Source organism: Streptomyces sp. NPDC001668, from assembly GCF_042893155.1.
Classification (GTDB): Bacteria; Actinomycetota; Actinomycetes; order Streptomycetales; family Streptomycetaceae; genus Streptomyces.
Genome location: NZ_JBIAUQ010000001.1, coordinates 1073263 through 1096302, shown reverse-complemented (window position 1 = coordinate 1096302; position 23040 = coordinate 1073263). Strand labels below are relative to the sequence as shown.

Genomic DNA, 23040 nt, shown 5'->3' with positions numbered 1-23040 from the left:
CACCGGCGCCCGCTTGCGGCAGGATGCGGCCCCATGGACGCCGTACGGGTCGCGCTGCTGCGCGAAGTGCTCGCCGGGACCGAGTGGTTGGGGGCCACGCGGCGCTTCGCGGGCGTGCTGCGCGGCTCGGTGGTCTCGCACGGCGGTGGGCTGCTCCTGGTCGGCACTCCGGAGTACGAGCCGTGGCATCTGGCGGCGCACCTGGTCGACGAGGCCGCCTGGTCGGGCACGCCGGAGCTGGCCCCCACGCTCGTACGCCACGACGTGCGCCCCTCCGACCCCCCGCACCTGTCCGTCGGGCCGGGGCGGCTCGCGGCGGCCCGGCGCGGGGAAACCCTGCTGGTGGTGTCCCCGTCCCCGGACCGGGCGGGCGCCCCGCTTCTGGAGCAGGTCCACGACGCCCGGCGGGCCGGTGCGACGGTCCTCTCCCTCGGCCCCGGCGAGGGCGAACTCGCCGCGATGGCCCACGAGTCGCTGGCCGTGCCGGAGGCCACGGACCTCGATCTGGACACCGTGCAGCACCTGGTGAGCGCGGCGGCCGGGGAGAACTCCGTCCCCACGCCCAGGGGCCGGCGGCGGTTCCGGGACCGGCTGTCGCGACTGGCCGACCAGCTGACGGCGCCGCCTCCCGCCCGCTGGTAGCCGCGAAAAGCAGTTGCCCGGCCGGGCGGCTCCCCGGACCATGACCGGTCGTGACCGACGACGCCCTTGAACCCCCCTCCGGCTGGCGCGCGATGCTTCCCGACCTCGCCCCCTGGCGGGCCTCGCGGGACTTCCGGCGGCTGTGGTACTCGGGGCTGATCTCGAACTTCGGCAGTTTCCTGACCTTCGTGGCACTGCCGGTGCAGCTGAAGGACCTGACGGAATCGGCGGCGGCCGTGGGCGCGATCGGGGCCGTGGAGCTGATCCCCCTGCTCGTCTTCGGCCTGTACGGCGGCGCGCTCGCGGATGCCTGGGACAAGCGGAAGCTGATCCTGTGGACCGAGGTGGGACAGGGCCTGCTGAGCGCGGCCCTGCTGCTCAACGCGCTGCTCCCGCGCCCCGCCGTCTGGCCGCTGTACGCCGTCGCCGCCCTGTCCTCCGCCCTGGTCTCGGTGCAGCGCCCGGCGCTCGACTCCCTCTGGCCCCGGATCGTGGCCCACGAGCACCTCCCGGCGGCGGGCTCGCTGAACTCCTTCCGCTGGACGGTCGGCGGGGTCGCGGGCCCGGCGCTGGCGGGCGTGGTCGTGGCCTACGCGGGCCTGGGCTGGGCGTACGGCGCGGACCTGCTGACGTTCGTCGTCTCGGTCGCGCTGGTCGTACGGATCGCGGCCGCACCCGCCTCCCACGAAGCGGCGAAACCCTCCCTGAAGGCCATCGCCGAGGGCGCCCGGTACGCCTGGAGCCGCAAGGAACTCCTCGGCACCTACGCCGTCGACCTCGCCGCGATGTTCCTGGCGATGCCGCTGGCCCTGCTGCCGTTCCTCGCGGACGAGCTGGACGCCGAGTGGTCGCTGGGCCTGATGTACGCGAGTGTCCCCTTCGGAGCCCTGCTGGTGAGCCTGGTCAGCGGCTGGACCGCGCGGATCCACCGGCACGGGCGGATGGTGGTGCTGTCGGCCGCACTGTGGGGCCTGGCGATCGCGGCGGCCGGGATCATGAGCGACGTCTGGCTGGTGCTGCTGTTCCTGACCGTGGCCGGCGGCTGCGACATGGTCAGCGGGATCTTCCGGGGGATCATGTGGAACCAGACGATCCCGGACGAGCTGCGCGGTCGGCTCGCCGGGATCGAGTTGCTGTCGTACTCGGTGGGCCCGACCGTCGGCCAGGTCCGCAGCGGTGGTTTCGCCGCGTGGTGGGGCGTGCGGACGTCGGTCTGGTCGGGCGGGGTGCTGTGCGCGGGGGCGGTGGGCCTGCTGGCCCTGTGCCTGCCGAAACTGATGACCTACGACGCCCGCAGCGACGAGCACGCGGCCCAGGTACGGGAACAGCGGGCCGCGGCCCGGGTGTGATCAGTCGTCCTCCCGGCCCCCCGCCGGGGCGTCGTGCCACTTGGGGTCGTTCTCCCACTCGAGGTTGCGCTCGCGGGCCGTCTCCATCGCGTGCTCGGCCTCCTTGCGGCTCGCGTACGGCCCGAAGCGGTCCTTGGCCGGGCACTCGGGCCCTTCCTCGACCTTCTTGTGCTCAAGGCAGTAGTACCACTCGCCCGCTTTACCGACCGTGCGCTTCTTGAACAAGGCCATGACCAGCTCCTCTCGCCACGGACATGTTCCCCCATCGCCGCTGGATAGACTCGTCCGCATGTCTGGCCAGTCGCTGCTCGTGCCCGGGGAACTGTCCCCCACCCGTTCCGTGCCCGGAAACATCCGTCGCCCCGAGTACGTCGGCAAGCCCGCGCCGACGCCGTACACCGGGCCGGAGGTGCAGACCCCGGAGACCGTGGAGGCGATGCGGGTCGCCGGCCGTATCGCGGCGCGGGCGATGGCGGAGGCGGCGAAGCTGATCGCCCCCGGGGTGACCACCGACGAACTGGACAAGGTGGCGCACGAGTACATGTGCGACCACGGCGCCTACCCGTCGACGCTCGGTTACCGGGGTTTCCCGAAGTCCCTGTGCACCAGCCTCAACGAGGTGATCTGCCACGGCATTCCGGACTCCACCGTGCTGCGGGACGGCGACATCATCAACCTCGACGTGACGGCGTACATCGGCGGGGTGCACGGCGACAACAACGCGACGTACCTGGTGGGTGACGTCGACGAGGAGAGCCGGCTGCTGGTGGAGCGCACCCGGGAGTCCCTGGAGCGCGCGATCAAGGCGGTCAAGCCGGGCCGCCAGATCAACATCATCGGCCGCGTGATCGAGTCGTACGCCAAGCGCTTCGGGTACGGAGTCGTCCGGGACTTCACGGGCCACGGAATCAACTCCTCCTTCCACAGCGGCCTGATCATCCCGCACTACGACAGCCCGCACGCGACGACGGTCATCCAGCCCGGCATGACCTTCACGATCGAGCCGATGCTGACGCTGGGGACGCACGAGTACGACATGTGGGACGACGGCTGGACGGTCGTCACGAAGGACCGCAAGCGGACGGCCCAGTTCGAGCACACGCTGGTGGTGACGGAGACCGGGGCGGAGATCCTGACGCTGCCGTAGCGGGCGGGTTCTCAGCGCTCCAGGAAGACCCGGCCGCCGATCTCCACCCAGTCCCCCGGCTGCGGTGCGGTGAGGATCTGGGAGCCGGCGCCCTGGACGATGTTCAGGGCGCGGCCCAGTGCTGCGGTGAGCTGGAGGGCGGCGGCGCCGGTGGCCTCGTCCTCCTCGACGCCGTCACCGCGGCCGGGGAAGCCCCGGGCCCGGATGCGTCCGGCGGCCTCGTCCTCCCAGGCCCAGGCGTAGATCCACTCCCCCGTCGGCGGAACGGCCAGGTCGTCCACCTCGGCGGCGCTGCGGTACTGCCGGAAGGTCCGCGGCGCCGCCCACTCGGCCCGCGCCTCGATCCAGCTGAACTCTCCGTCGAGCCGGGTGCCGACGACACCGGCGGGCGTGACGAGCTCGGGCACGTCGAGCAGCCAGGCGGCCCCGACACAGGGGTATCCGGCGAACGGCAGCCGCACGGAGGGGGTGTAGATGTCGATGATCCCCCGCTCGGGATCGTCGACGAACACGGTCTCGCTGAACCCGAGCTTCGCGGCGAACGCCTGCCGCTCGTCCCGGTCCGGGAGTACGGACCCCTCACGGACGACTCCCAGCTCATTGCCGTAGCCGCCGTTCGGCGCGCAGAAGACGCGCAGCACGTCGTAGTCAGTCACGGGGGAATTGAAACATCCGCTCGGACCCCCGCAGCTCCACTGCCTCCGGAGCGGACCCTTTGAATCTCCCTTGACCTTTACTTGACGTTTATTTTGAGCCATACATAGATAAGCCTCAGATAAGTTAGGCGAGCCTATCCAACCCTCAGGAGCTCGTATGCGCGCCGTCAGACTGTCCGTCGTCACCGCCACCGCCGTGGCGGCCCTGACCGCCGTCACGGGGTGCACGGAGAAGGGAAGCTCCGGCGACAGCGACCGCGTGATCGACGTGACCGCCACGGACAGCAAGTGCGAGGTCTCCAAGAAGGAGTTCCCGGCCGGCCACGTGGAGCTCGCGATCGAGAACAAGGGCTCCAAGGTCACCGAGGTCTACGTCCTGTTCCCGGACGACCGGATCGTCACCGAGCGGGAGAACATCGGCCCCGGCACCAAGCAGAAGGTCACCGCCGAGGTGAAGGCCGGCACCTACACCATCGCGTGCAAGCCCGGCATGAAGGGCGACGGCATCCGCCAGCAGGTCAAGGCCACCGGCGGCACCGCGGCCAAGCGCGACCCGCGCCTGGACGCCGCCGTCGCCTCGTACCGCGAGTACGCGCAGGAGCAGGCCGACGCGACCCTGCCGCCGGCGAAGACCTTCGCGGCCGCGGTCAAGGCCGGGGACCTGGAGGCCGCCAAGAAGGCCTACGCGCCCTCCCGCATCGGCTGGGAGCGCACCGAGCCGGTAGCGGAGTCCTTCGGCGACATCGACCCCAAGGTCGACGTCCGGGCCGACGGTCTGGAGGCCGGCCAGAAGTGGACCGGCTGGCACCGCCTGGAGAAGTCCCTCTGGCAGGACAAGAAGATCACCGCCGCGGACAAGACCCTCGCCGACCAGCTGATCACCGACCTCACCGACTGGCAGAAGCGGGTCGGCAAGGCGGACATCACCCCGACCTCCATGGCCAACGGCGCCAAGGAACTCCTCGACGAGGTCGCCACCGGCAAGGTCACCGGCGAGGAGGAGCGCTACTCGCACACCGACCTCGTCGACTTCAAGGCCAACGTCGAGGGCGCCGAGAAGTCCTACGAGCTGCTGAAGCCGGTCGCCAAGGAGAACGACGCGGCCCTGGTCACCGAGCTCGACAAGCAGTTCGCGGCGCTGAACACGCTGCTGGACAAGTACCGGACCGACAAGACGTCGTACGACTTCACCTCGTACGACAAGGTCGGCGACGCCGATCGCAAGCAGCTGTCGGACGGTGTGAACGCGCTCGCGGAGCCGCTGTCCAAGCTCGCCGCCGCCGTCGCCACCAAGTCCTCCTGAGGCGGGAGCCATGACGGACACGGAAAAGACCACGGCTCCCTCGCGCCGCGCGCTCATCGGCTGGGGCGGGGCCGGGCTCGCGCTCGGTGCCGCCGCGGCCGGTGGCGCGGTCGCGATGACCCGGTCCGGCGACGACGACATCTCCCCGACCGCCGCCGACGCGGGTGCCGCCGTCGAGTTCCACGGCGCCCACCAGGCGGGCATCGCCACGCCCGTGCAGGACCGGCTGCACTTCGCCGCGTTCGACGTGACGACCGACGACCGCGCCGAGTTCGTCCAGATGCTCAAGGACTGGACGGCGGCGGCCCGCCGGATGACCGCGGGCAAGGCGGTCGGCGAGGGGGCGTACGGCGGTCTCGCCGAGGCGCCGCCGGACGACACCGGGGAGGCGCTCGGGCTCAAGCCGTCGCGGCTGACGCTGACGATCGGCTTCGGCCCGTCCCTGTTCGAGAAGTTCGACCTGGCCGGTCACCGGCCCGAGGCGCTCGTCGATCTCCCGCAGTTCGCCGGGGACAACCTCGACAAGAACCGCAGCGGCGGCGACCTGTGCATCCAGGCCTGCGCCGACGACCCGCAGGTCGCCGTGCACGCCGTGCGCAACCTCGCCCGGATCGGCTTCGGCAAGGTCGTCATCAGGTGGTCGCAGCTCGGCTTCGGGAAGACCTCGTCGACCACCCCCGACGCGCAGACCCCGCGCAACCTGATGGGCTTCAAGGACGGCACCCGCAACATCGCGGGCACCGAGACGGACCGGCTGAAGAAGTTCGTGTGGGCGGACGGCAAGGACGCGGACTGGATGGCGGGCGGCTCGTACCTCGTCGCCCGCCGCATCCGCATGCACATCGAGACCTGGGACCGCACCTCGCTCCAGGAGCAGGAGGACATCTTCGGCCGGGACAAGGGCGAGGGCGCCCCGGTCGGCAAGGCCAAGGAGCGCGACAAGCCGTTCCTTCCGGCGATGAAGCCCGACGCGCACGTGCGGCTCGCGCACCCCGACTCCAACGGCGGGGCGACGATCCTGCGCCGCGGCTACTCCTTCACCGACGGCACGGACGGTCTGGGCCGGCTGGACGCGGGGCTGTTCTTCCTGGCGTACCAGAAGGACGTCCGCGAGGGCTTCATCCGCATCCAGCGCCATCTGTCCACCGACGCGCTCAACGAGTACATCCAGCATGTGGGTTCGGCGGTCTTCGCCGTCCCGCCCGGCGTCCGCGACCAGGACGACTGGTGGGGCAGCACGCTGTTCTCCAAGGAGGCGTAGTCCGTGTTCTCCAACTACCTGATCGGTCTGCGCGAAGGCCTGGAGGCCTCTCTCGTCGTCTGCATCCTGATCGCCTACCTGGTCAAGACGGGCCGCCGGGACGCCCTGCGGCCCATCTGGACGGGTATCGGCGTCGCCGTCGCGCTCGCCCTGGGTTTCGGGTGCGCGCTCGAATTCGGCTCCCAGGAGCTGACGTTCGAGGCGCAGGAGGCCCTCGGCGGCTCCCTGTCGATCATCGCGGTCGGCCTGGTGACGTGGATGGTGTTCTGGATGCGGCGCACCGCCCGGCACCTGAAGTCCGAGCTGCACGACAAGCTGGACACCGCCCTCCAGATGGGCACCGGCGCCCTGGTCGCCACCGCGTTCCTCGCCGTCGGCCGGGAGGGCCTGGAGACCTCCCTGTTCGTGTGGACGTCCGTGCACGCGGCCGGTGACGGCACCCCGCGCCCGCTGATCGGGGCGGCCCTGGGCATCCTGACGGCCATCGTCCTGGGCTGGCTGTTCTACCGCGGCGCCCTGCGCATCAACCTCGCCAAGTTCTTCACCTGGACCGGCGGGATGCTGGTCGTCGTGGCCGCGGGCGTGCTGGCGTACGGCGTCCACGACCTTCAGGAGGCGAACTGGCTGCCGGGGCTGTACACCAAGCCCTTCGACATCAGCGACACCATCCCGCCGGACAGCTGGTACGGCACGCTCCTGAAGGGCGTGTTCAACTTCCAGCCGGACCCGACGGTGCTTCAGGTCACGGTGTGGCTGCTGTACTTGATCCCGACGCTCGCGCTGTTCCTCGCCCCGGTAGGGTTCGCCTCCGGGAAGGGGAAGGTGAAGGCACCTGATGAGCAGGGATCGCGGCCCTCGAAGGCTCCGCAGGCTTGACCGGAGCGCACTGATAGCAGCCTGTGTGACCGCTTTGTCGTTGACGGCGAGCGGATGCGTGGTGGTGCACGGGGAGCGGGAGGTGCTTCCCGCGACCACGAAGGCGGAGGCCGCCAAGGCGCTCCAGCAGTTCACGAACGCGTACAACGCGGCGGACAAGGCCTACGACAGCTCGCTGGACGCCGCCCACGTCACGGGCGCGCTCGGCGCCATCGACGCGGCGCGGCTGAAGGCCGGCAAGACCAACAGCCCGAGCGGCAACGCCACGCACACCCCGCTGAAGCTGTCCGACGTGACGTACACCATCCCGAAGAAGGCGGGCTGGCCGCGCTGGTTCGTCGCCGACGCGGCCGGCAACAAGGGCGGCACGGCGCGCTGGTTGCTGGTGTTCACCCGCGACGGGATGGACGAGCCGTTCCAGGTGGCGTATCTGACGTTGGTGGCCCAGGGCAAGGTGCCGCAGTTCAAGAAGGACGCGGACGGCTGGGCCGAGGCGGTTCCGGCGGACTCGGCCGAACTGGCCGTCCCGCCCGCCGAGGTGGCCCAGGAGTACGCGACCTACCTCAAGAACGGCAGCGACACCTTCACGGACGGCCCGTACACCAGCGCCTGGCGTGCGACGCGCGCGAAGGACGCCAAGCGGCCGGGCCTGGTCACGCAGTACATCGACGAACCGATGACGAACGGCGACTACGCGCCGCTGGCCCTGCGCACGACGGACGGCGGGGCGCTGGTGTTCTTCGCCACGCACCTGTTCACGAAGCAGACGGCCGCCCCGGGCACCTCGATCCCCACCACCGATGACGTGCGGGCCCTGACGACGGGCGAGATCAAGCAGTCCCTGACGATGGAGATCGTCTCGAACTCGGTGGCCGTCGACCCGCCCAAGGGCGCGGGCGGGCAGCAGGTGACCATGCTCGGCAGGATCCAGGGGCTGACGTCCGCGAAGGGCTCGTAGCGGCCCGGGAACCGGGCGCTACCGGCGCAGGGGCCAGGCCGTGTTCGCGTGGTCCGGCTCCTCGCCGACGTAGCGGGCGCAGACGTCGGTGAGGACTTCCAGCAGGCTCAGCGGGTCGGGCAGCGGGTGTTCGAGGCCGCGGACCCAGTGCACGGTCTGGTCGCCCGGCAGCCGGGCGGGCGGTACGAGGACGTAGGAGCCGCGGCAGTGCCAGCGCAGGCCGGGGTGTTCCTCGGCCGTCTCGGGGTGGCAGTCCAGTTCGCACGGCCACCACTCGTCCTCGTCCTCGGGGGTGCCGCGGGTGAGGGTGAAGAAGAGGAGCCGGCCGTCGTCGCTCTCGGCGACGGGGCCCACCTCGATGCCGGAGTCCAGGAGCCGCTCCAGGGCTTCCCGGCCCGCCTCCACGGGGACGTCGAGGACGTCGTGGACCATGCCGGTCGCGGTGATGAAGTTGGCCTGCGGCTGGTTCCGGGCCCAGCGCTCGATCTGCCCGCGGTCGGTGGTCGACTGGGTCTGCCAGGCGAAGGACACGGGGTGACGGGCGGGCGTCGGACACCCGACCCGGTCGCAGGAGCAGCGGTAGCCGGGGGCGGGGTGCGCGGCGGGCGCGAGCGGCAGCCCGGCCTCGGCGGCGGCCAGCAGCAGGGCCTCACGACCGCCGTCGTCCCCGGCGGCGGTCTCCTTCGGCCTGCGTCCGCGCAGCCACTGGGAGAGTTTGCCCTGCAGGCCGGTCCGGCCTCCCGACTCCGCGCTCATCTACCACCCTCGCCTCGCTGTCGTGCGGAACAGCATGCCTTATGGTCCCACCTTCCTCCGCTCCGGGGGGCCCTGAGCGGATATGAGGGGCTTGGAACGCGTGCGGGGGCGGTTCAGCGGGGTGCGATGCCGTTGAGGGCGTAGTCGACGAGGGTGTCGGTGTAGTCGTAGCTGATCGGGCCGGTGTACTGGAGCCAGCGCTGGGCGAGGGGTGAGACCCAGAGTTCGAGGGCGATGCGCGGGTCGATCTCGGGGCGTACCTGGCCGGCGTCCTGGGCGGCGCGCACCCGGTCGACGTACAGCTGGAGCGAGGGTTCGAGGAGCTTGGCCATGAAGGCCCGGCCGACCTGTTCGTTGACGACGCCCTCGGCGGCCAGGGCGCGGGAGGGGGCCTCGAAGCGGGGGTCCTTGAGCTGGTCGACGGTGAGGCGCAGTACGGCCTTGAGGTCGGCGGCGAGGTCTCCGGTGTCCGGGATGGCGTACGTCTGCCCGGGGCCGGCTTCCCGTGCGGCCTGCTCGCTCAGGTCGAGGAACGCCTCCATCAGCACCTCCGCCTTCGACGACCACCAGCGGTAGATCGTCTGCTTGCCGACGCCGGCCCGGGCGGCGATCCCCTCGATGGTGGTCTTCGGGTAGCCGACCTCGGCGACGAGGTCGAGGGCGGCGTCGTAGATGGCGCGGCGGGACCGCTCGCTGCGGCGGGTGGTGTCGGGGGCGGGCTGCTTGGGCTTCGGGGTGGCCATGGGGGCGAACTTATCAGGTTGACAAGACGGTGCGTCTCGCCGGAGGGTGGAGAGGTCGAGCGAGACGATACGTCTCGTCATGGTTCGGTGAAAGGGGACACTCATGACGCGAGGTGGAGCGGGCGGCATGCTCGGAGTCGGCGGGACCCGCAGCAACCTCGGCCGCAAGGCGCTGCGCGGCGGCGACCGCGACGGGCGGATCGGCGGCGCGCGGGACCCGCAGGCCCGGAAGCGCGAGCTGTTGCGGAAACTCCGGGAGAGGCGGGAGCCGGGCGCGACGGGGGAAGCGTCGTCGTGACCGGGGGGCCTGCGGGTCGGGCCGGGTCCTGTCCCACAGGCCCCCGGTCCCCCGGCGGCCGGGCCCTGGCGGGGTCTGCCGCGTGTGATCGCACGAGGCCGGTGCGCCATCGTGGCGCGGAGCACCTCGGACACGTCGGCAACGCCGCGAGCGCGCCGGCCCGAGCGGGGCCCGGTACCTGCGGCCGCAAGGCGGCGGAGGGAGCCGACGCGGAGCGACGGAGGTCGCCGCGCGAGCGAAGCCGAGCAGGGGGAGAGTGCGACGACGCCGCGGATGGGCGTGCCGGACCCGCGACGCCGGAAGGATCCGAACGACGCCCTAGCTGTCCGCAGGGGGCCAGCTGTCGCCCCAGGCCGTGTCCCTCGCCGCCTTGTACAGGTCGCCGTGGCGCTTGGTGATCGTGCGGCGGGTCAGCTGTTCGTCGGGCTCGCACAGGTCGAGGAGGACCTGGCCCTTGCGGATCTGCGGGCGGCGGATCACCCGGGCGGGGGCCGGGGTGACCGGGAGGCGGGTCGCGGCGACGTAGCTGAACTTCTCGTCCTCGTAGGGCAGCGAGCCGCCCTTGACCTGGCGGTGGAGGGAGGAGCGGCTGACCCGCGCCGAGAAGTGGCACCAGTCCTCGCCGGGCGCGATCGGGCACGCGGCGCTGTGCGGACAGGGCGCGGCGACGCGGAACCCGGCGGCGATCAGGCGGTCCCGGGCCTCGATGACGCGGGCGTACCCGGCGGGGGTTCCGGCCTCGACGATCACGACCGACCGCGCCGACTCCGCCGCGGTGTCCACGAGGGCGGTGCGGTCGGCGGGGGTGAGTTCGTTGAGGACGTAGGAGACGGTGACCAGGTCCGTGGTGGCGGGCAGGGTGAGGTCCTTGCCGATCCTGGCGCGCTGCCAGCGGGCGTCCTTCAGGGCCGGGTTCGCGAGGGCGATCTCACGGCCGAGGGCGAGCGCGGGGTCGGACCAGTCGAGGACGGTGACCGCGCGGTCGCCGGGCCAGGTGGCGCTGACGGCCCAGGTCGCGGCGCCGGTGCCGCCGCCCACGTCGGTGTGGTCGGTGGGGGTCCAGTCGGGGACCGCCTCGGCGAGCGCCTCCAGGGCCGCGTGGACCGCCTCGAAGGTGGCGGGCATGCGGTAGGCGGCGTAGGCGGCCACGTCCGCGCGGTCGCGGAGGATGGGGATGTCGGTGGGGGTGGCTCCGCGGTAGTTGGCGATCAGGCGGTCCACCGCCTGGGCGGCCTGCTTCGGGGGGAGGCCGTCGAGGAGGGTGGCGAGGCTGGCGCGGAGGGTCTCCGACGGCGGTGCGGGGGCGGTCACCCGGTGATTCTAGGGGCCGGGGGTGTGGGGGTGGACTCGCCCGTTTCTGAAAGGCAGCGCCCCCTCACGCCCCTCACGCCCCCCGCACCGCCCGCGCCACCCGCGTCGCCAGCGCCGCCCTCGGCCGGTTGTCCGGTGGGCGTCTCCTCGGATGCACCGTGTTGGCCAGCAGCACGACGAAGGTGTCCGTCGACGGGTCCAGGACCAGGGACGTGCCCGTGAAGCCCGTGTGACCCGCAGCCCCGTGTCCCGCCAGCTCCCCCATGAACCACTTCTGGTCGATGGCGAAGCCCAGCCCCGGTGGGGTCAGCAGGAGTTCCACGAAGTCCGGGCCGAGGATGCGGGCGGGGCCGTACGCGCCGCCCGCCAGCAGGGCCCGGCAGAAGACCGCGAGGTCGCCCGCGGTGGAGAAGAGGCCCGCGTGGCCCGCCACCCCGCCCAGCGCCCACGCGTTCTCGTCGTGGACCTCGCCCCGCAGCATCCCCCGGTCCGCCTTGGCCCAGGGCCTGCGCTGGTCCTCCGTGGCCGCCGCCCCGGGGCAGGGGCCGAAGCGGGTGGAGGTCATGCCGAGGGGGCGGGTGATGCCCTCGTGGACGAGGACGTCGAGGGGGCGGCCGGTGATGCGTTCCAGGACGTGCTGGAGGAGCAGCGGGTTGAGGTCGGAGTAGGTGTAGGTGCCGGGGACTCCGACGGGCGGCTCGGCCCGCAGCAGGTTCAGGCGGGCCTCGTGGTCGTCGCAGTCGTGGAGCGGGAGTTCGGGGCGCAGTCCCGAGGTGTGGGTGAGCAGCTCGCGCACGGTGATGTGGTGGGTCGCGGCCGCCGTGAAGTCCGGGAGGTAGGCGCCCACCCGGGCGTCGATGCCCAGCGTGCCGCGCTCGATCTGCTGGACGGCCGCGACGGCGGTGAACAGCTTGGTGAGGGACGCCAGGTCGAAGGGGGTGTCCACGCGGACGGGGACGCGTGCCTCCACGGGCAGCTCCACGCCCGCGTCGGCCTCGGGGTCGTAGGACGCGTAGCGGACGGCCCAGCCGGACGCCTCCTGCACGGCGATCACCGGGCCGCGCCCCGCGACCAGCACGGCGCCGGGGGCCCAGGGGGGTGCGCCGGTGGTGAGGGCGTGGAACTCCCGGACGAGATGCCGCAGTTCCTCCGGGTCGAGCCCGGCCCGCTCCGGGGTGTCGGTGCGCAGTCTCGGTGCGCTCAGTTCTCTGCTCCCTCCGCAGTCGCACGTCTGTTCCAGGGACGGCACATTGCCATGAAACAGGTGAGGGCTACCAGTGCGGCCGCCAGTTGGACGACCGCCATCGGGACGGCGGTGTCCTCCCCGGCCATCCCGACCAGCGGGGAGGCGACCGCTCCGATGAGGAAGGAGGAGGTGCCGAGCAGGGCGGACGCGGACCCGGCGGAGTGCTTGGTGCGCAGGAGGGCGAGGGACTGGGCGTTGGGCAGGGTGACGCCCATCGCGGACATCAGGACGAAGAGGCCGGCCGCGACCGGGAACAGGCCCACCTCGCCGAAGACCCCGGTCGTCATCAGCAGCAGAGCCGTGGCCGCCGCGGTCACCACGAGCAGGCCCACGCCCAGGACCCGGTCCAGACCGACCCGGCCCACCAGCACCTTGCCGTTGATCTGGCCGACGACGACCAGGCCGACCGAGTTCACGCCGAACAGCAGGCTGAACGTCTGCGGGGAGGCGCCGTAGATCTCCTGGACCACGAACGGGGACGCCGAGATGTAGGCGAACAGCGCGGCGAAGGCGAAGCCGCCGGTGAGCATGTAGCCGGTGAAGGGCAGGTCGGCGAGGAGGCGGCGCATGGAGTGCAGGGCGTCGGCGACGCCCCCGGTGTGCCGCTCGGCCGCCGGGAGGGTCTCGGGCAGCCGCGCCCACACCAGGGCGGCGAGCAGCGCCCCGATGACCGTCAGGACCACGAACACGCCCCGCCAGTCGGTCACCCGCAGGATCTGCCCGCCGATCAGCGGCGCCACGACCGGCGCGACCCCGCCGATCAGCATGAGGGTGGAGAAGAACCGGGCCATCGCGACCCCGTCGTACAGGTCCCGGACCACGGCCCGGGCGATCACTATGCCCGCGGCGCCCGCGAGACCCTGGGCCAGCCGGAAGCCGACCAGGAACTCGACGTTCGGCGCGAGGGCGCACAGCGCGGTGGCGAGGACGTACACGAGGAGACCGGCGAGCAGCGGGCGCCTGCGGCCCCAGCGGTCGCTCATCGGGCCGACCACCAGCTGCCCGAGCGCCATGCCGAGCAGACAGGCGGTGAGGGTGAGCTGGACGGTGGCGGCGGGCGCGTGCAGGGCGTCGGTGACCTCCGGCAGCGAGGGCAGGTACATGTCCATCGCCAGCGGGGGCGTGGCGGTGAGGCCGCCGAGGAGCAGGGTGACGAGCAGGCCGGTGCGGCGTACGGCGACGGTGGGCGGCTCCGTGTCCGGTACGGCCGCCTGCTGCTCCAGGTGCGGTGTCGGTGTGCCCTGCTCGGGCATGTGCCCCTCCCTCTGCGAGTACTGCGTGGTTCCGGGGGACGCCCCGGACCCCCGGCCACCTATGCTCTCAGCTCGTACAGGGTGGCGAAGGTCAGGTGAGCGAGGGTGGAGCCGGGCATGACGGAGCAGAGGGTGCGCTGGGGGATTCTGGCGACGGGCGGGATCGCGGCCGCGTTCACCGCGGACCTGGTGGATCTGCCGGACGCGGAGGTGGTCGCGGTCGCCTCCCGGTCCGAGGCCTCGGCGAAGGCCTTCGCGGAGCGGTTCGGGATCGGGCGGGCGTACGGCGAGTGGGGCGCCCTGGCCGAGGACGCGGACATCGATGTCGTGTACGTCGCCACCCCGCACTCGGCGCATCGCGCGGCCGCCGGGCTGTGTCTGGAGGCCGGACGCAACGTGCTGTGCGAGAAGGCGTTCACGCTGAACGCCCGGGAGGCCGAGGAGCTGGTCGCGCTCGCGAAGGACCGTGACCGCTTCCTGATGGAGGCCATGTGGATGTACTGCAACCCGCTGGTCCGTCGGCTCAAGGCTCTCGTCGACGACGGCGCGATCGGTGAAGTACGCACCGTGCAGGCCGACTTCGGGCTCGCCGGGCCCTTCCCGCCCGCGCACCGGCTGCGGGACCCGGCACAGGGCGGGGGCGCGCTGCTCGACCTGGGGGTGTACCCGGTGTCGTTCGCGCAACTGCTGCTCGGGGAGCCCTCGGACGTCACGGCGAAGGCGGTGCTCTCCGAGGAGGGCGTGGACCTCCAGACGGGCGCGCTGCTGTCCTGGGACAGCGGGGCGCTCGCCTCGCTGCACTGCTCGCTGACCGGCGGTACGGCCACGATCGCCTCGGTGACCGGCTCGCTGGGCCGGATCGACATCCCGAACGGCTTCTTCCACCCGGACCGTTTCGTCCTGCACCGCGACGGGCGCGACCCCGAGGAGTTCGTCGCCGACCCGGCCGACGGACCCCGCAACAGCCTCAAGCACGAGGCCCGCGAGGTGATGCGCGCGCTGCGGGCCGGGGAGACCCAGTCCCCGCTGGTGCCGCTGGAGGGCACCCTCGCGGTGATGCGGACGCTCGACGCGGTACGGGACCGGATCGGGGTCCGCTACCCGGGAGAGGTGACCGGGGAGGTCGTCACGCCGGCCTCGGTCTGAGAGCGCCTACGCTGCGGGCCCATGGACACCAAGAACGTGAAGACCGCCGTGGTGACCGGCGCGGGCTCGGGGATCGGCCGCGCGGTCGCCGTGGAACTGCTGCGGACGGGCTGGGCGGCGGCGCTGGCCGGGCGGCGGACCGAACCCCTGGAGGAGACGGCGGCCCTCGTGCCCGAGGGCGCCGCTCTCGCCGTACGGACGGACGTCTCACGGCCCGAGGACGTGGCCGCGCTGTTCGCCGCCGCCGTGGAGCGGTTCGGGCGGGTGGATCTGCTGTTCAACAACGCGGGGACGTTCGGGCCCGGCGGGGTGCCGGTGGAGGAGCTGCCGTACGACGCCTGGCGGCACGTGGTGGACACCAACCTCAACGGGGCGTTCCTGTGCGCGCAGGCGGCGTACCGGCAGATGAAGGAGCAGGATCCGCAAGGCGGGCGGATCATCAACAACGGCTCGATCTCGGCGCACACACCCCGGCCGCATTCCGTCGCCTACACCGCGACCAAGCACGCCCTCACCGGCCTCACCAAGTCGCTGTCCCTGGACGGGCGGCCGTACGGCATCGCGGTCGGGCAGATCGACATCGGGAACGCGGCGACCGACATGACCGCGAGCATGGGGGCCGGGGCCTTGCAGGCCAACGGCGAGGTCGTGCCGGAACCCGTGATGGACGTGGCCGACGTGGCGCGCACCGTGCGGCACATGGCGGAGCTGCCGCTGGCGGCGAACGTGCAGTTCGCGACCGTACTGGCGACGGCGATGCCGTACGTGGGGCGTGGCTGAGCAGCCGATTTCCACAAGCGGAATTTCCTGTTCCACCCCCGTCGCGGCCGGTTCACGGCTTATGCTCATCACGCGTCCTCCACAAGAGCTTCACACTTGAGGAGTGGCGTTCCGTCGACCTCGCCCGAGGGGGGAGCGCGGCGGCCGTCCATGGTCCGGGTGGGGGTGGATCTCGCGTGGGACCGCGAGGTACGCACCGGTCCGTGGACGGCCGCCGCGCGCATTCTCAGCTCACGCACATCCCTTCTCAGCCGGTACCTATCCCTTACTCACGGCCGCGCAATGCTGCCTCCCTACCTTGAGGGCGCGCCCACAGCGGGCGCCAAGAACCTTCGAGGAACGGGATGTTTGGCATCTATCTCAAGCGCGAGCTGGGCCGGCGCAAGAAGGCGGCCCTGGTCATCGCTCTGGGTCTGGCGCTCGGTATCGCCCTGGTCATCACCGTGAACTCGGTGTCGGCCGGTATGACCCGGGCTCAGGACAAGGTCCTGAAGTCGCTCTACGGCCTCGGCACCGACATGACCGTCACCAAGGCCAGGACGGCCCCCACGTCCGGGAGTTCGGGCAGACCGAACTTCCGGTTCGACGCGAGTTCCGACGGCGGCGACGACACGCAGAGCTCCGACCGTGTGATGACCCAGGGGGGTCAGGCCCTGGCGTCCAGTGCGGTCACGAAGGTCGCCCGGCAGAAGGGCGTGGCGAGCGCGGTGGGCGCGCTGACCCTGAACGTCACCAAGGTCGACGGCTCCTTCACCCAGGGCAAGGCGCAGAGCTCCGGCGGAAACAGCGGCCAGGGCGGTCCCGGCGGCTCCGGCGGCAACAGCACCGCCGCGCCCCGGGTCCAGGGCGGCGGCGCCGACTTCGACGTGAACTCCTACTCCGTCGCCGGCGTCGACGTCACCGACCAGACGCTCGGTCCGCTGGCCGGTTCGAAGATCACCACCGGCAGGACGTTCACGGCCGCGCAGACCGACGCGAAGGCCGCGGTCGTCAGCAAGGCGTACGCCAAGGAGAACTCCCTCAAGGTCGGCGGGACCCTGAAGATCTCCGGCACCAAGTACACGATCATCGGCATCGCCACGCCCGACAGCAGCGAGTCCACCACCGACGTCTACCTGCCGCTGAAGCAGGCCCAGACACTGGCCGACGCCAAGAACCAGGTCACCACGATCTACGTCAAGGCGAGCGACTCGAAGCAGATCGACTCCGTCAAGGCGGCGATCCAGAAGAACATCTCCGGTACGACCGTCACGACCTCCGCCGACCTGGCGCAGACCGTGTCCGGGTCCCTGTCCACCGCCTCCGACCTGGCGGCCGGCGTCGGCAAGTGGCTCTCCGTCGCCGTGCTCGCCGCCGCCTTCCTGGTGGCCGCGCTGCTGACCTCCTCGGCGGTCTCGCGCCGGGTGCGGGAGTTCGGCACCCTGAAGGCGCTCGGCTGGCCGAGCCGCCGGGTCACCCGGCAGGTCGTCGGCGAGTCGATGGTGAACGGTCTGCTCGGCGGCGTTCTCGGCATCGGGCTCGGCCTGGCCGCCACGTACACCGTGACCATGATCAGCCCCAAGCTGACCGCGCAGCTCGGCAGCACCGGCGGCGGTGGCGGCATGGGCGGCGGCCCGGGCGGCGGCGGCCCGGGGCAGCAGTCCACCCGGAACACCATGGAGATCGCGCTGTCCGCGCCGGTCTCGATGACCACCATCACGCTCGCGGTGGGCCTCGCGGTGACCGGCGGTCTGATCGCCGGGGCGATGGGCGGCTGGCGGGCGTCCCGGATGCGGCCGGCGGACGCGCTGCGCAGCGTGTCGTAACCCTCTCTTCCTCTCCACGGAGTTCCCATGTACAGACTCACCGGCGTCACCAAGCACTACACGCGCGGCAAGGAGACGGTGGAGGCCCTGCGGGGCGTCGACCTCACCATCGAGGACGGCGACCAGCTGGTCGTCCAGGGCCCCACCGGAGGCGGCAAGTCCACGCTGCTCCAGATGATCGGCGGCCTGGACCGGCCCACCGAGGGCAGCGTCGAGCTGGACGGCGTCGACCTCGCGAAGATCAGCGAGGCCAGGCTGACCCGGCTGCGGGCCGAGAAGATCGGCATCATCTTCCAGTCCTTCAACCTCATCCCGACGCTCACCGCCCAGGAGAACGTGGAGACGGCCCTCGTGCCGCTCGGCGTGAAGCCCGCCGAGCGGCGTGAGCGGGCCGCGGAGGCGCTGCGCTCGGTGGGCCTGGGCGAGCGGCTCAGCCACGCCCCCTCCGAGCTGTCCGGCGGTCAGCAGCAGCGGGTCGCCATCGCGCGGGCGCTGGTGAAGAAGCCGAGGGTGCTGCTCGCCGACGAGCCCACCGGCAACCTCGACGAGTCGATGCGGGACGAGATCATGGCACTCCTCGAAGGGCTGTGGCACGAGTACGGGCTGACGTTCGTCCTGGTCACGCATGACTCGTCGATCGCCCGGCGGGCGCCTCGCGTTGCCACCATCAAGGCGGGACGGATCACGTTGACCGAGCAGCAACAGGCCTACGTGCGGTAGGGGGCCGGGCCGCTCACCGTTCCAGGATCCGGTTGACCTCGGTCAACTGGTCCGCGGCGAGCGGCCCCTTCTCCATCGCGCCCGCGTTCTGCTCCGCCTGGGTCACCGAGCGGAAGCCCGGGATCGGAACGGTTCGTGGGCTGCGGGCCCAGATCCAGGCCAGGGCGCCCTGCGCGAGCGTGCGGCCGTCGCTCGTCAGGATCTCCTTCAGCGCGTCGATCCGCGCCAGCCACTCCGGGTCCGCCGCCGTGCCGTCGCCGAAGCCCTGGAGCCAGGCCGGGGGCTTGCTGCGGATGTCGCCGGTGTCCCGGGGGCCTTGGCGCTTGCCGGCCAGCAACCCCATGGCGAGCGGACTGCGGTTGACGCTCGCGAGCCCCGACTCCTCGCACAGGGACAGCATTTCGGGCGCGTCCTGCATGACGTTCAGTGCGTGCTGTACGGCCGCGCAGTGCTCCCCCTCGGCGAACACCGCGGCGCGGGCCGGGTCGTCGGTGCTCCAGGCGTAGGTGCGGATGAGCCCCTCGCGTACGAACTCCTCGCACAGGTCCCTGAGTTCGGCCGCGAGCAGCGGGTCCAGGTCGGACAGGTGGAGCTGGTACAGGTCGATGTGGTCGGTGCCCAGGCGTTCCAGGGACGCGGTGAGGGCACGGCGGGCGTACTCGGGCGTGGGGTCGGAGCCGGTGAGCGTGCGGGTTTCCTCGTCGAAGACGTTGCCCCACTTGGTGGCGAGGACGATGTCGTCGCGTCGCTTGCCCAGCGCCCGGCCCAGCACCCGCTCGCTGTGTCCGGCGCCGTAGGTGTCCGCCGTGTCGAAGAAGGTGACGCCCAGGTCGAGGGCGCGCCGCACGGCCCGTACGGACTCCTCGTCGTCGACCTTGCCCCAGCCGAGCGGCTGCCCGTCGGTGGCCTTCCATTCACCGCCGATGGCCCAGCAGCCGAAGCCGAGCGCGCTGACCTCGATGCCGGAACGGCCCAGAGTGCGTGTGATCTCCATGCCCGAGAACGCTAGGAGTTGAAGTGCGCTTCAGGGCAAGGGCTTCGGCGGGGGCGTCTTGCCGGGTTCAGGCCTGACCGGTCTCGAAGCGGGAGATCCTGCCGTCCTCCCCGACCGTGAAGTCCCAGCGGGTGCGCATCTCGCCCCAGGCGTCGTTGCGGTAGTGGGCGAGGAGAGAACGGCCGCCGTTGGACTCGTTGTCGACGTCGATGTGGCCGTGGGAGGAGAAGATCTCCCGGTCGACCCACTCGTCGAGGTCGCGGTCGCTGCCGTCGTCCGCCATGGTCGCACCGGGTGCGAGCACGGCCTGGAAGGCCTCGCGGTCATGGGCGTTGACGGCGGAGACGAAGGCGCGGACGGCCGGGTCGCTGAGTCTGGCGGTCTGAATCGTCATGGCAGCCAGACTCACACCGCGCCCGTGCGCCCGCCACCCGAACGGCCGCGCGAGTCTTCCGGGCAGGTGTGAGCGGTGCGACGGTGGAAACGCGAGGGGGGTCCCGTTCCGCTTCTTGTGCTGGGAGTCATCGTGACCGCTTACGACCGACGTGATCTGGGCCTGCTGCTCCTCCGGCTGGGAACCGGGGGTGTGCTGGCCGCCCACGGTGCGCAGAAATTGCTCGGCTGGTTCGGCGGCGGGGGCCTGGAGGGAACCGGCCAGTTCATGGAGTCCGTCGGCTACGCGCCGGGCAGGGCGAGCGCCACGGCGGCCGGGCTGGCCGAGGCGGGCGGCGGAACGCTGCTGGCGCTGGGCCTGGCGACCCCCGCGGCGGGTGCGGCGGCGGCCGGCGCGATGGCCGGGGCGTCCGCGGTGCACGCCCCCAACGGCTTCTTCAACGCGGGCGGCGGCTACGAGTACGCGGCCTCGCTGGGCCTCACGGCGGCGGGCCTCGCGGTGACCGGCCCCGGCCGGATCTCCCTGGACCACGCGCTCGGCCACACGGTGAACCGGGGGTGGATGGTGCCGGTGGCGCTCGCGGCGACGGGGCTGGTGACGGCGGCGGTCGTGGGGACGCGGGCCCGGCGGCTGCGGGAGAAGGAGAACGGGGGCGACGACGCGCAGGCGACGTTGTTCGACGAGGAAGAGGCGTTGTTCGAGGAGTAGCCGGGCCGGGGCCGGCCGGCCAGTCGGCGCCCCATGACAAGCTGCCCCGCATGACTGATCACGACGGGCCGGCTCCCGACCTCTGGAAGTCCGTGGACGCCCTGTGGACCTGGCTGGAGACGGACCAGCCGGTGAGCGGCCGCGAGGGACTCCTCCTGCGCATGCTGAAGCTCTCCGAGGAGGTCGGCGAGGTCTCCGAGGCGGTGATCGGGGCGATCGGCCAGAACCCCCGCAAGGGTGTCAGCCACACCTGGGAGGACGTGCGGGGCGAGCTGTGCGATGTGGTGATCACGGCGCTGGTGGCACTGCGCACCCTCACTCCCGACACCCGCGAGACCTTCATGACCCACCTGAACCGCGTCACGGAGCGCTCGCTGGGGTCCCGCCGCACAGAGGCGTGACGAGCAGAGGTGGGTCATCCCGACGGCGTCATGTCCGGGTTGCCGTAGTAGGCGTCGGGGCCGTGTTTGCGGGTGTAGTGGCGTTCCAGGAGGTGGGCGGGTGGTGGGGCGGTCGGGGACAGGGACAGGGTGTGCAGGGCGATGTCGGCGACGGCTTCGCAGATGATCGCGTGTTCGAGGGACTTGCGGGCGGTGGTGCCCCAGGTGAAGGGGCCGTGGCCGGCGACGAGGGCGGCGGGGACCTCGGCCGCCTTCTGGTCGTCCTTGTCGAGGGTGTCGACGATGACGACGCCGGTGTTGTACTCGTAGTCGTCGGCGCACTCCGCGGCGGTGAGGTCGCGGGTGACGGGGATGGGTCCGTTGAAGGTGTCGGCGTGGGTGGTGCCCAGGACGGGGATGTCGCGGCGGGCCTGGGCGAAGGCGGTGGCGTGGGTGGAATGGGTGTGGGTGACGCCGCCGATGGAGGGGAAGGCGCGGTAGAGGCAGCGGTGGGTCTCGGTGTCGGTGGAGGGGCGCAGATCGCCCTCGACCACGGCGCCGTCGGACAGCCGCACCGTCACCAGGTCCTCGATCGACAGCCTCTCGTAGGGCACCCCCGAGGGCTTGATCACGAACACGCCCGCCTCGCGGTCCACGCCGCTGACGTTGCCCCAGGTCAGGGTCGCGAGCCCGACCTGGGGAATGGCGAGATTGGCGTCCAGTACCTCTTGCCGCAGGCCGTCGCGGACTCGTACGGTCATCGGTTCTCTCCTGGGGTGGCCGTCACAGGGCCTGGGCGAGTCGGTGGTAGGCGGCGTTCCAGCGGATTTCCTTGCCGAACTGCTCGGTCGTGGTGTGCTCGTCGATGGTGAGCAGTTCGACGCCGGTCATGGCGGCGTAGTCCCTCAGGGTCTCGGGATCGACGGCCGAGCTGAGCACCGTGTGGTGCGGGGCGCCGGCCAGCAGCCAGCTCTCCGCGGACTCCGCGAGGGAGGGCCGCGGCTTCCACACGGCCCGGGCGACGGGGAGCTGGGGCAGCGGCTCGGCGGGGCCGACGACGTCGACCTCGTTGGCGGTGAGCCGGAAGCGGTCCCCGAGGTCGGAGAGGCCGACGACCACGGCGGGGCCGGGGGCGGCGTCGAAGACCAGCCGCACGGGGTCCTCGCGCCCGCCGATGGAGAGGGGGTGGATCTCGCAGCTGGGGCGGGCGGCGGCCACCGAGGGGCAGACCTCCAGCATGTGCGCGCCGAGGACACGCGGGGTGCCGGGGCCCAGGTGGTAGGTGTAGTCCTCCATGAAGGTGGTGCCGCCGGGCCGGCCCTGGCCCATCACCTTCAGCACCCGCAGCAGCGCGGAGGTCTTCCAGTCGCCCTCGCCGCCGAAGCCGTAGCCGTCGGCCATCAGCCGCTGCACGGCCAGGCCCGGGAGCTGGCGCAGGCCGCCCAGGTCCTCGAAGTTGGTGGTGAACGCGGTGAAGCCGCCCTCGGTCAGGAAGGTACGCAGGCCCAGTTCCTGGCGGGCCGCGTAGAGGAGGGAGTCGTGGCGGATGCCGCCGGGGCGCAGGGACGGGACGACGTCGTACAACGCGCAGTACTCGGCGGCGAGTTCGGCCGCCGCCTTGTCCTCGACCGCGTCGACGACGGCGACCAGGTCGTTGACCCCGTAGGTGTTCACGGAGAACCCGAACCGCATCTGGGCCTCGACCTTGTCGCCCTCGGTCACCGCGACATCGCGCATGTTGTCGCCGAAGCGGGCCAGGCGCAGGGTGCGCGAGGCGTGCCGGCCGACGGCGGCTCGCGCCCAGGCGGAGACACGTCGTACGACTCTGGGGTCGGTGGCGTGACCGGCGACAATCTTGCGGTCGACGCCGACCCGGGACTCGATGTGGCCGAACTCGCGGTCCCCGTGCGCGGCCTGGTTGAGGTTCATGAAGTCCATGTCGATGCTGGGCCAGGGCAACGACAGGTTGTACTGGGTGTGCAGATGCAGCAGCGGCACGTCGAGGACGCTGAGTCCGGCGATCCACATCTTGGCCGGGGAGAAGGTGTGCATCCACACGATCACGCCCACGCAGGTGTCGGACGCGGACGCCTCCTGGCACATCCGCCGGATCGACTCGGCGTCGGTCAGGACCGGCTTCCACACGATCCGCACCGGGACCTTCCCGGGCCTGCCCAGGGTCTCCGAGATGCTCCGCGACTGGTCGGCGACCTGGCGCAGCACATCCTCTCCGTAAAGACCCTGACTGCCTGTCAGGAACCAGATCTCGTGGTCGGGGTGGACGGGGGTGCTGGTGTCCATGGGGGTGGTTCCT

The 23040-nt window shown here is 71.7% G+C and carries 25 protein-coding genes; 14 read left to right on the top strand and 11 right to left on the bottom strand.

What is annotated here, in order from left to right; all coding sequences use genetic code 11:
• Positions 1–33 precede the first annotated feature (33 nt).
• A complete protein-coding gene (locus tag ACFYZ8_RS04885; protein ID WP_359034375.1) occupies positions 34–642 on the top strand; it encodes a hypothetical protein in 609 nt (202 codons plus the stop codon).
• Positions 643–734: 92 nt separating this feature from the next.
• Positions 735–1991, top strand: a complete 1257-nt coding sequence (locus ACFYZ8_RS04880; protein ID WP_359034585.1) for an MFS transporter — start codon at positions 735–737, stop codon at positions 1989–1991.
• Here the strand turns inward: ACFYZ8_RS04880 and ACFYZ8_RS04875 are convergent, their stop codons facing one another.
• The gene (locus ACFYZ8_RS04875) at positions 1992–2222 is read right to left on the bottom strand and encodes a hypothetical protein (RefSeq protein WP_359034373.1); all 231 of its coding nucleotides are present in this window, start codon (positions 2220–2222) and stop codon (positions 1992–1994) included.
• A gap of 58 nt (positions 2223–2280) precedes the next feature.
• On the opposite strand from ACFYZ8_RS04875, the gene map reads away from it, so the two are divergent.
• The gene (map, locus tag ACFYZ8_RS04870) at positions 2281–3138 is read left to right on the top strand and encodes a type I methionyl aminopeptidase (RefSeq protein WP_359034370.1); all 858 of its coding nucleotides are present in this window, start codon (positions 2281–2283) and stop codon (positions 3136–3138) included.
• Positions 3139–3149: 11 nt separating this feature from the next.
• On the opposite strand, the gene ACFYZ8_RS04865 is transcribed toward map, so the two are convergent.
• The gene (locus tag ACFYZ8_RS04865) at positions 3150–3794 is read right to left on the bottom strand and encodes a PhzF family phenazine biosynthesis protein (protein WP_388535302.1); all 645 of its coding nucleotides are present in this window, start codon (positions 3792–3794) and stop codon (positions 3150–3152) included.
• Between the two features lie 157 nt (positions 3795–3951).
• Between ACFYZ8_RS04865 and efeO the strand changes: the two genes are divergently transcribed.
• From efeO to ACFYZ8_RS04845, 4 genes are read left to right on the top strand one after another with little or no spacing between them, the layout of a single operon-like run.
• Positions 3952–5097: an iron uptake system protein EfeO gene (gene efeO / locus ACFYZ8_RS04860; RefSeq protein WP_359034366.1), complete on the top strand. Its 1146-nt coding sequence runs from the start codon at positions 3952–3954 to the stop codon at positions 5095–5097.
• Positions 5098–5107: 10 nt separating this feature from the next.
• Positions 5108–6358, top strand: a complete 1251-nt coding sequence (gene efeB, locus ACFYZ8_RS04855) for an iron uptake transporter deferrochelatase/peroxidase subunit (protein ID WP_388535305.1) — start codon at positions 5108–5110, stop codon at positions 6356–6358.
• Positions 6359–6361: 3 nt separating this feature from the next.
• Positions 6362–7234: an iron uptake transporter permease EfeU gene (gene efeU / locus ACFYZ8_RS04850; RefSeq protein ID WP_359034362.1), complete on the top strand. Its 873-nt coding sequence runs from the start codon at positions 6362–6364 to the stop codon at positions 7232–7234.
• On the top strand, positions 7194–8192 hold the full coding sequence (locus ACFYZ8_RS04845) for a hypothetical protein (protein WP_359034360.1): 999 nt from the start codon (positions 7194–7196) through the stop codon (positions 8190–8192). The genes efeU and ACFYZ8_RS04845 overlap by 41 nt, the downstream gene beginning before the upstream one ends.
• A gap of 18 nt (positions 8193–8210) precedes the next feature.
• Here the strand turns inward: ACFYZ8_RS04845 and ACFYZ8_RS04840 are convergent, their stop codons facing one another.
• Entirely contained in the window at positions 8211–8948 is a 738-nt protein-coding gene (locus ACFYZ8_RS04840; RefSeq protein WP_359034358.1) for a bifunctional DNA primase/polymerase, read from the bottom strand.
• 113 nt (positions 8949–9061) lie between these two features.
• Positions 9062–9691, bottom strand: a complete 630-nt coding sequence (locus tag ACFYZ8_RS04835) for a TetR/AcrR family transcriptional regulator (protein ID WP_388535309.1) — start codon at positions 9689–9691, stop codon at positions 9062–9064.
• Positions 9692–9794: 103 nt separating this feature from the next.
• On the opposite strand from ACFYZ8_RS04835, the gene ACFYZ8_RS04830 reads away from it, so the two are divergent.
• Positions 9795–9989: a DUF6243 family protein gene (locus ACFYZ8_RS04830; protein ID WP_359034354.1), complete on the top strand. Its 195-nt coding sequence runs from the start codon at positions 9795–9797 to the stop codon at positions 9987–9989.
• 318 nt (positions 9990–10307) lie between these two features.
• Here ACFYZ8_RS04830 and ACFYZ8_RS04825 read toward each other — a convergent pair whose 3' ends face one another.
• From ACFYZ8_RS04825 to ACFYZ8_RS04815, 3 genes are all read right to left on the bottom strand, one after another.
• The gene (locus ACFYZ8_RS04825; RefSeq protein ID WP_388535312.1) at positions 10308–11300 is read right to left on the bottom strand and encodes a small ribosomal subunit Rsm22 family protein; all 993 of its coding nucleotides are present in this window, start codon (positions 11298–11300) and stop codon (positions 10308–10310) included.
• Positions 11301–11373: 73 nt separating this feature from the next.
• Positions 11374–12549 (bottom strand): serine hydrolase domain-containing protein, encoded by a 1176-nt coding sequence (locus tag ACFYZ8_RS04820; protein ID WP_359034350.1) that lies wholly within the window; start codon positions 12547–12549, stop codon positions 11374–11376.
• Complete coding sequence (locus tag ACFYZ8_RS04815) at positions 12501–13799, bottom strand: multidrug effflux MFS transporter (RefSeq protein WP_359034348.1); 1299 nt, start codon at positions 13797–13799, stop codon at positions 12501–12503. The genes ACFYZ8_RS04820 and ACFYZ8_RS04815 overlap by 49 nt, the downstream gene beginning before the upstream one ends.
• Before the next feature lie 117 nt (positions 13800–13916).
• On the opposite strand from ACFYZ8_RS04815, the gene ACFYZ8_RS04810 reads away from it, so the two are divergent.
• The 4 genes from ACFYZ8_RS04810 to ACFYZ8_RS04795 all read left to right on the top strand — a co-directional run bounded on the left by ACFYZ8_RS04810 (position 13917) and on the right by ACFYZ8_RS04795 (position 18250).
• Positions 13917–14945, top strand: coding sequence for a Gfo/Idh/MocA family protein (locus ACFYZ8_RS04810; protein WP_388535315.1), 1029 nt, complete (start codon positions 13917–13919; stop codon positions 14943–14945).
• 21 nt (positions 14946–14966) lie between these two features.
• Positions 14967–15725 (top strand): SDR family oxidoreductase, encoded by a 759-nt coding sequence (locus tag ACFYZ8_RS04805; protein ID WP_388535318.1) that lies wholly within the window; start codon positions 14967–14969, stop codon positions 15723–15725.
• Between the two features lie 344 nt (positions 15726–16069).
• The gene (locus ACFYZ8_RS04800; RefSeq protein WP_388535321.1) at positions 16070–17530 is read left to right on the top strand and encodes an ABC transporter permease; all 1461 of its coding nucleotides are present in this window, start codon (positions 16070–16072) and stop codon (positions 17528–17530) included.
• A gap of 27 nt (positions 17531–17557) precedes the next feature.
• Positions 17558–18250, top strand: coding sequence for an ABC transporter ATP-binding protein (locus tag ACFYZ8_RS04795; RefSeq protein WP_359034339.1), 693 nt, complete (start codon positions 17558–17560; stop codon positions 18248–18250).
• A 13-nt stretch (positions 18251–18263) separates the two neighbouring features.
• Here the strand turns inward: ACFYZ8_RS04795 and ACFYZ8_RS04790 are convergent, their stop codons facing one another.
• Positions 18264–19244, bottom strand: a complete 981-nt coding sequence (locus tag ACFYZ8_RS04790; RefSeq protein ID WP_359034337.1) for an aldo/keto reductase — start codon at positions 19242–19244, stop codon at positions 18264–18266.
• 67 nt (positions 19245–19311) lie between these two features.
• Positions 19312–19638, bottom strand: coding sequence for a nuclear transport factor 2 family protein (locus tag ACFYZ8_RS04785; RefSeq protein ID WP_359034335.1), 327 nt, complete (start codon positions 19636–19638; stop codon positions 19312–19314).
• A 132-nt stretch (positions 19639–19770) separates the two neighbouring features.
• Here ACFYZ8_RS04785 and ACFYZ8_RS04780 point away from each other — a divergent pair, with 132 nt between their 5' ends.
• Together ACFYZ8_RS04780 and ACFYZ8_RS04775 are read left to right on the top strand one after the other, a co-directional pair.
• Entirely contained in the window at positions 19771–20346 is a 576-nt protein-coding gene (locus tag ACFYZ8_RS04780) for a DoxX family membrane protein (protein WP_359034333.1), read from the top strand.
• A gap of 50 nt (positions 20347–20396) precedes the next feature.
• On the top strand, positions 20397–20747 hold the full coding sequence (locus ACFYZ8_RS04775; RefSeq protein WP_359034331.1) for a MazG-like family protein: 351 nt from the start codon (positions 20397–20399) through the stop codon (positions 20745–20747).
• A gap of 14 nt (positions 20748–20761) precedes the next feature.
• On the opposite strand, the gene araD is transcribed toward ACFYZ8_RS04775, so the two are convergent.
• Together araD and araA are read right to left on the bottom strand one after the other, a co-directional pair.
• Positions 20762–21487 (bottom strand): L-ribulose-5-phosphate 4-epimerase AraD, encoded by a 726-nt coding sequence (gene araD, locus ACFYZ8_RS04770; RefSeq protein ID WP_388535325.1) that lies wholly within the window; start codon positions 21485–21487, stop codon positions 20762–20764.
• Positions 21488–21509: 22 nt separating this feature from the next.
• Entirely contained in the window at positions 21510–23027 is a 1518-nt protein-coding gene (gene araA / locus ACFYZ8_RS04765; RefSeq protein ID WP_388535328.1) for an L-arabinose isomerase, read from the bottom strand.
• Positions 23028–23040 lie beyond the last annotated feature (13 nt).

What these genes read in the sequence shown, in the direction of transcription:
- ACFYZ8_RS04815 (WP_359034348.1), bottom strand. Translation starts at nt 13,799, where the DNA reads ATGCCCGAGCAGGGCACACCGACACCGCACCTGGAGCAGCAGGCGGCC.
- ACFYZ8_RS04880 (WP_359034585.1), top strand. Translation starts at nt 735, where the DNA reads ATGCTTCCCGACCTCGCCCCCTGGCGGGCCTCGCGGGACTTCCGGCGG.
- ACFYZ8_RS04835 (WP_388535309.1), bottom strand. Translation starts at nt 9,691, where the DNA reads ATGGCCACCCCGAAGCCCAAGCAGCCCGCCCCCGACACCACCCGCCGC.
- ACFYZ8_RS04790 (WP_359034337.1), bottom strand. Translation starts at nt 19,244, where the DNA reads ATGGAGATCACACGCACTCTGGGCCGTTCCGGCATCGAGGTCAGCGCG.
- ACFYZ8_RS04840 (WP_359034358.1), bottom strand. Translation starts at nt 8,948, where the DNA reads ATGAGCGCGGAGTCGGGAGGCCGGACCGGCCTGCAGGGCAAACTCTCC.
- ACFYZ8_RS04830 (WP_359034354.1), top strand. Translation starts at nt 9,795, where the DNA reads ATGACGCGAGGTGGAGCGGGCGGCATGCTCGGAGTCGGCGGGACCCGC.
- ACFYZ8_RS04810 (WP_388535315.1), top strand. Translation starts at nt 13,917, where the DNA reads ATGACGGAGCAGAGGGTGCGCTGGGGGATTCTGGCGACGGGCGGGATC.
- araA (WP_388535328.1), bottom strand. Translation starts at nt 23,027, where the DNA reads ATGGACACCAGCACCCCCGTCCACCCCGACCACGAGATCTGGTTCCTG.
- ACFYZ8_RS04875 (WP_359034373.1), bottom strand. Translation starts at nt 2,222, where the DNA reads ATGGCCTTGTTCAAGAAGCGCACGGTCGGTAAAGCGGGCGAGTGGTAC.
- ACFYZ8_RS04775 (WP_359034331.1), top strand. Translation starts at nt 20,397, where the DNA reads ATGACTGATCACGACGGGCCGGCTCCCGACCTCTGGAAGTCCGTGGAC.
- efeO (WP_359034366.1), top strand. Translation starts at nt 3,952, where the DNA reads ATGCGCGCCGTCAGACTGTCCGTCGTCACCGCCACCGCCGTGGCGGCC.
- ACFYZ8_RS04845 (WP_359034360.1), top strand. Translation starts at nt 7,194, where the DNA reads ATGAGCAGGGATCGCGGCCCTCGAAGGCTCCGCAGGCTTGACCGGAGC.
- map (WP_359034370.1), top strand. Translation starts at nt 2,281, where the DNA reads ATGTCTGGCCAGTCGCTGCTCGTGCCCGGGGAACTGTCCCCCACCCGT.
- ACFYZ8_RS04800 (WP_388535321.1), top strand. Translation starts at nt 16,070, where the DNA reads ATGTTTGGCATCTATCTCAAGCGCGAGCTGGGCCGGCGCAAGAAGGCG.
- efeB (WP_388535305.1), top strand. Translation starts at nt 5,108, where the DNA reads ATGACGGACACGGAAAAGACCACGGCTCCCTCGCGCCGCGCGCTCATC.
- ACFYZ8_RS04885 (WP_359034375.1), top strand. Translation starts at nt 34, where the DNA reads ATGGACGCCGTACGGGTCGCGCTGCTGCGCGAAGTGCTCGCCGGGACC.
- ACFYZ8_RS04795 (WP_359034339.1), top strand. Translation starts at nt 17,558, where the DNA reads ATGTACAGACTCACCGGCGTCACCAAGCACTACACGCGCGGCAAGGAG.
- araD (WP_388535325.1), bottom strand. Translation starts at nt 21,487, where the DNA reads ATGACCGTACGAGTCCGCGACGGCCTGCGGCAAGAGGTACTGGACGCC.
- ACFYZ8_RS04805 (WP_388535318.1), top strand. Translation starts at nt 14,967, where the DNA reads ATGGACACCAAGAACGTGAAGACCGCCGTGGTGACCGGCGCGGGCTCG.
- ACFYZ8_RS04785 (WP_359034335.1), bottom strand. Translation starts at nt 19,638, where the DNA reads ATGACGATTCAGACCGCCAGACTCAGCGACCCGGCCGTCCGCGCCTTC.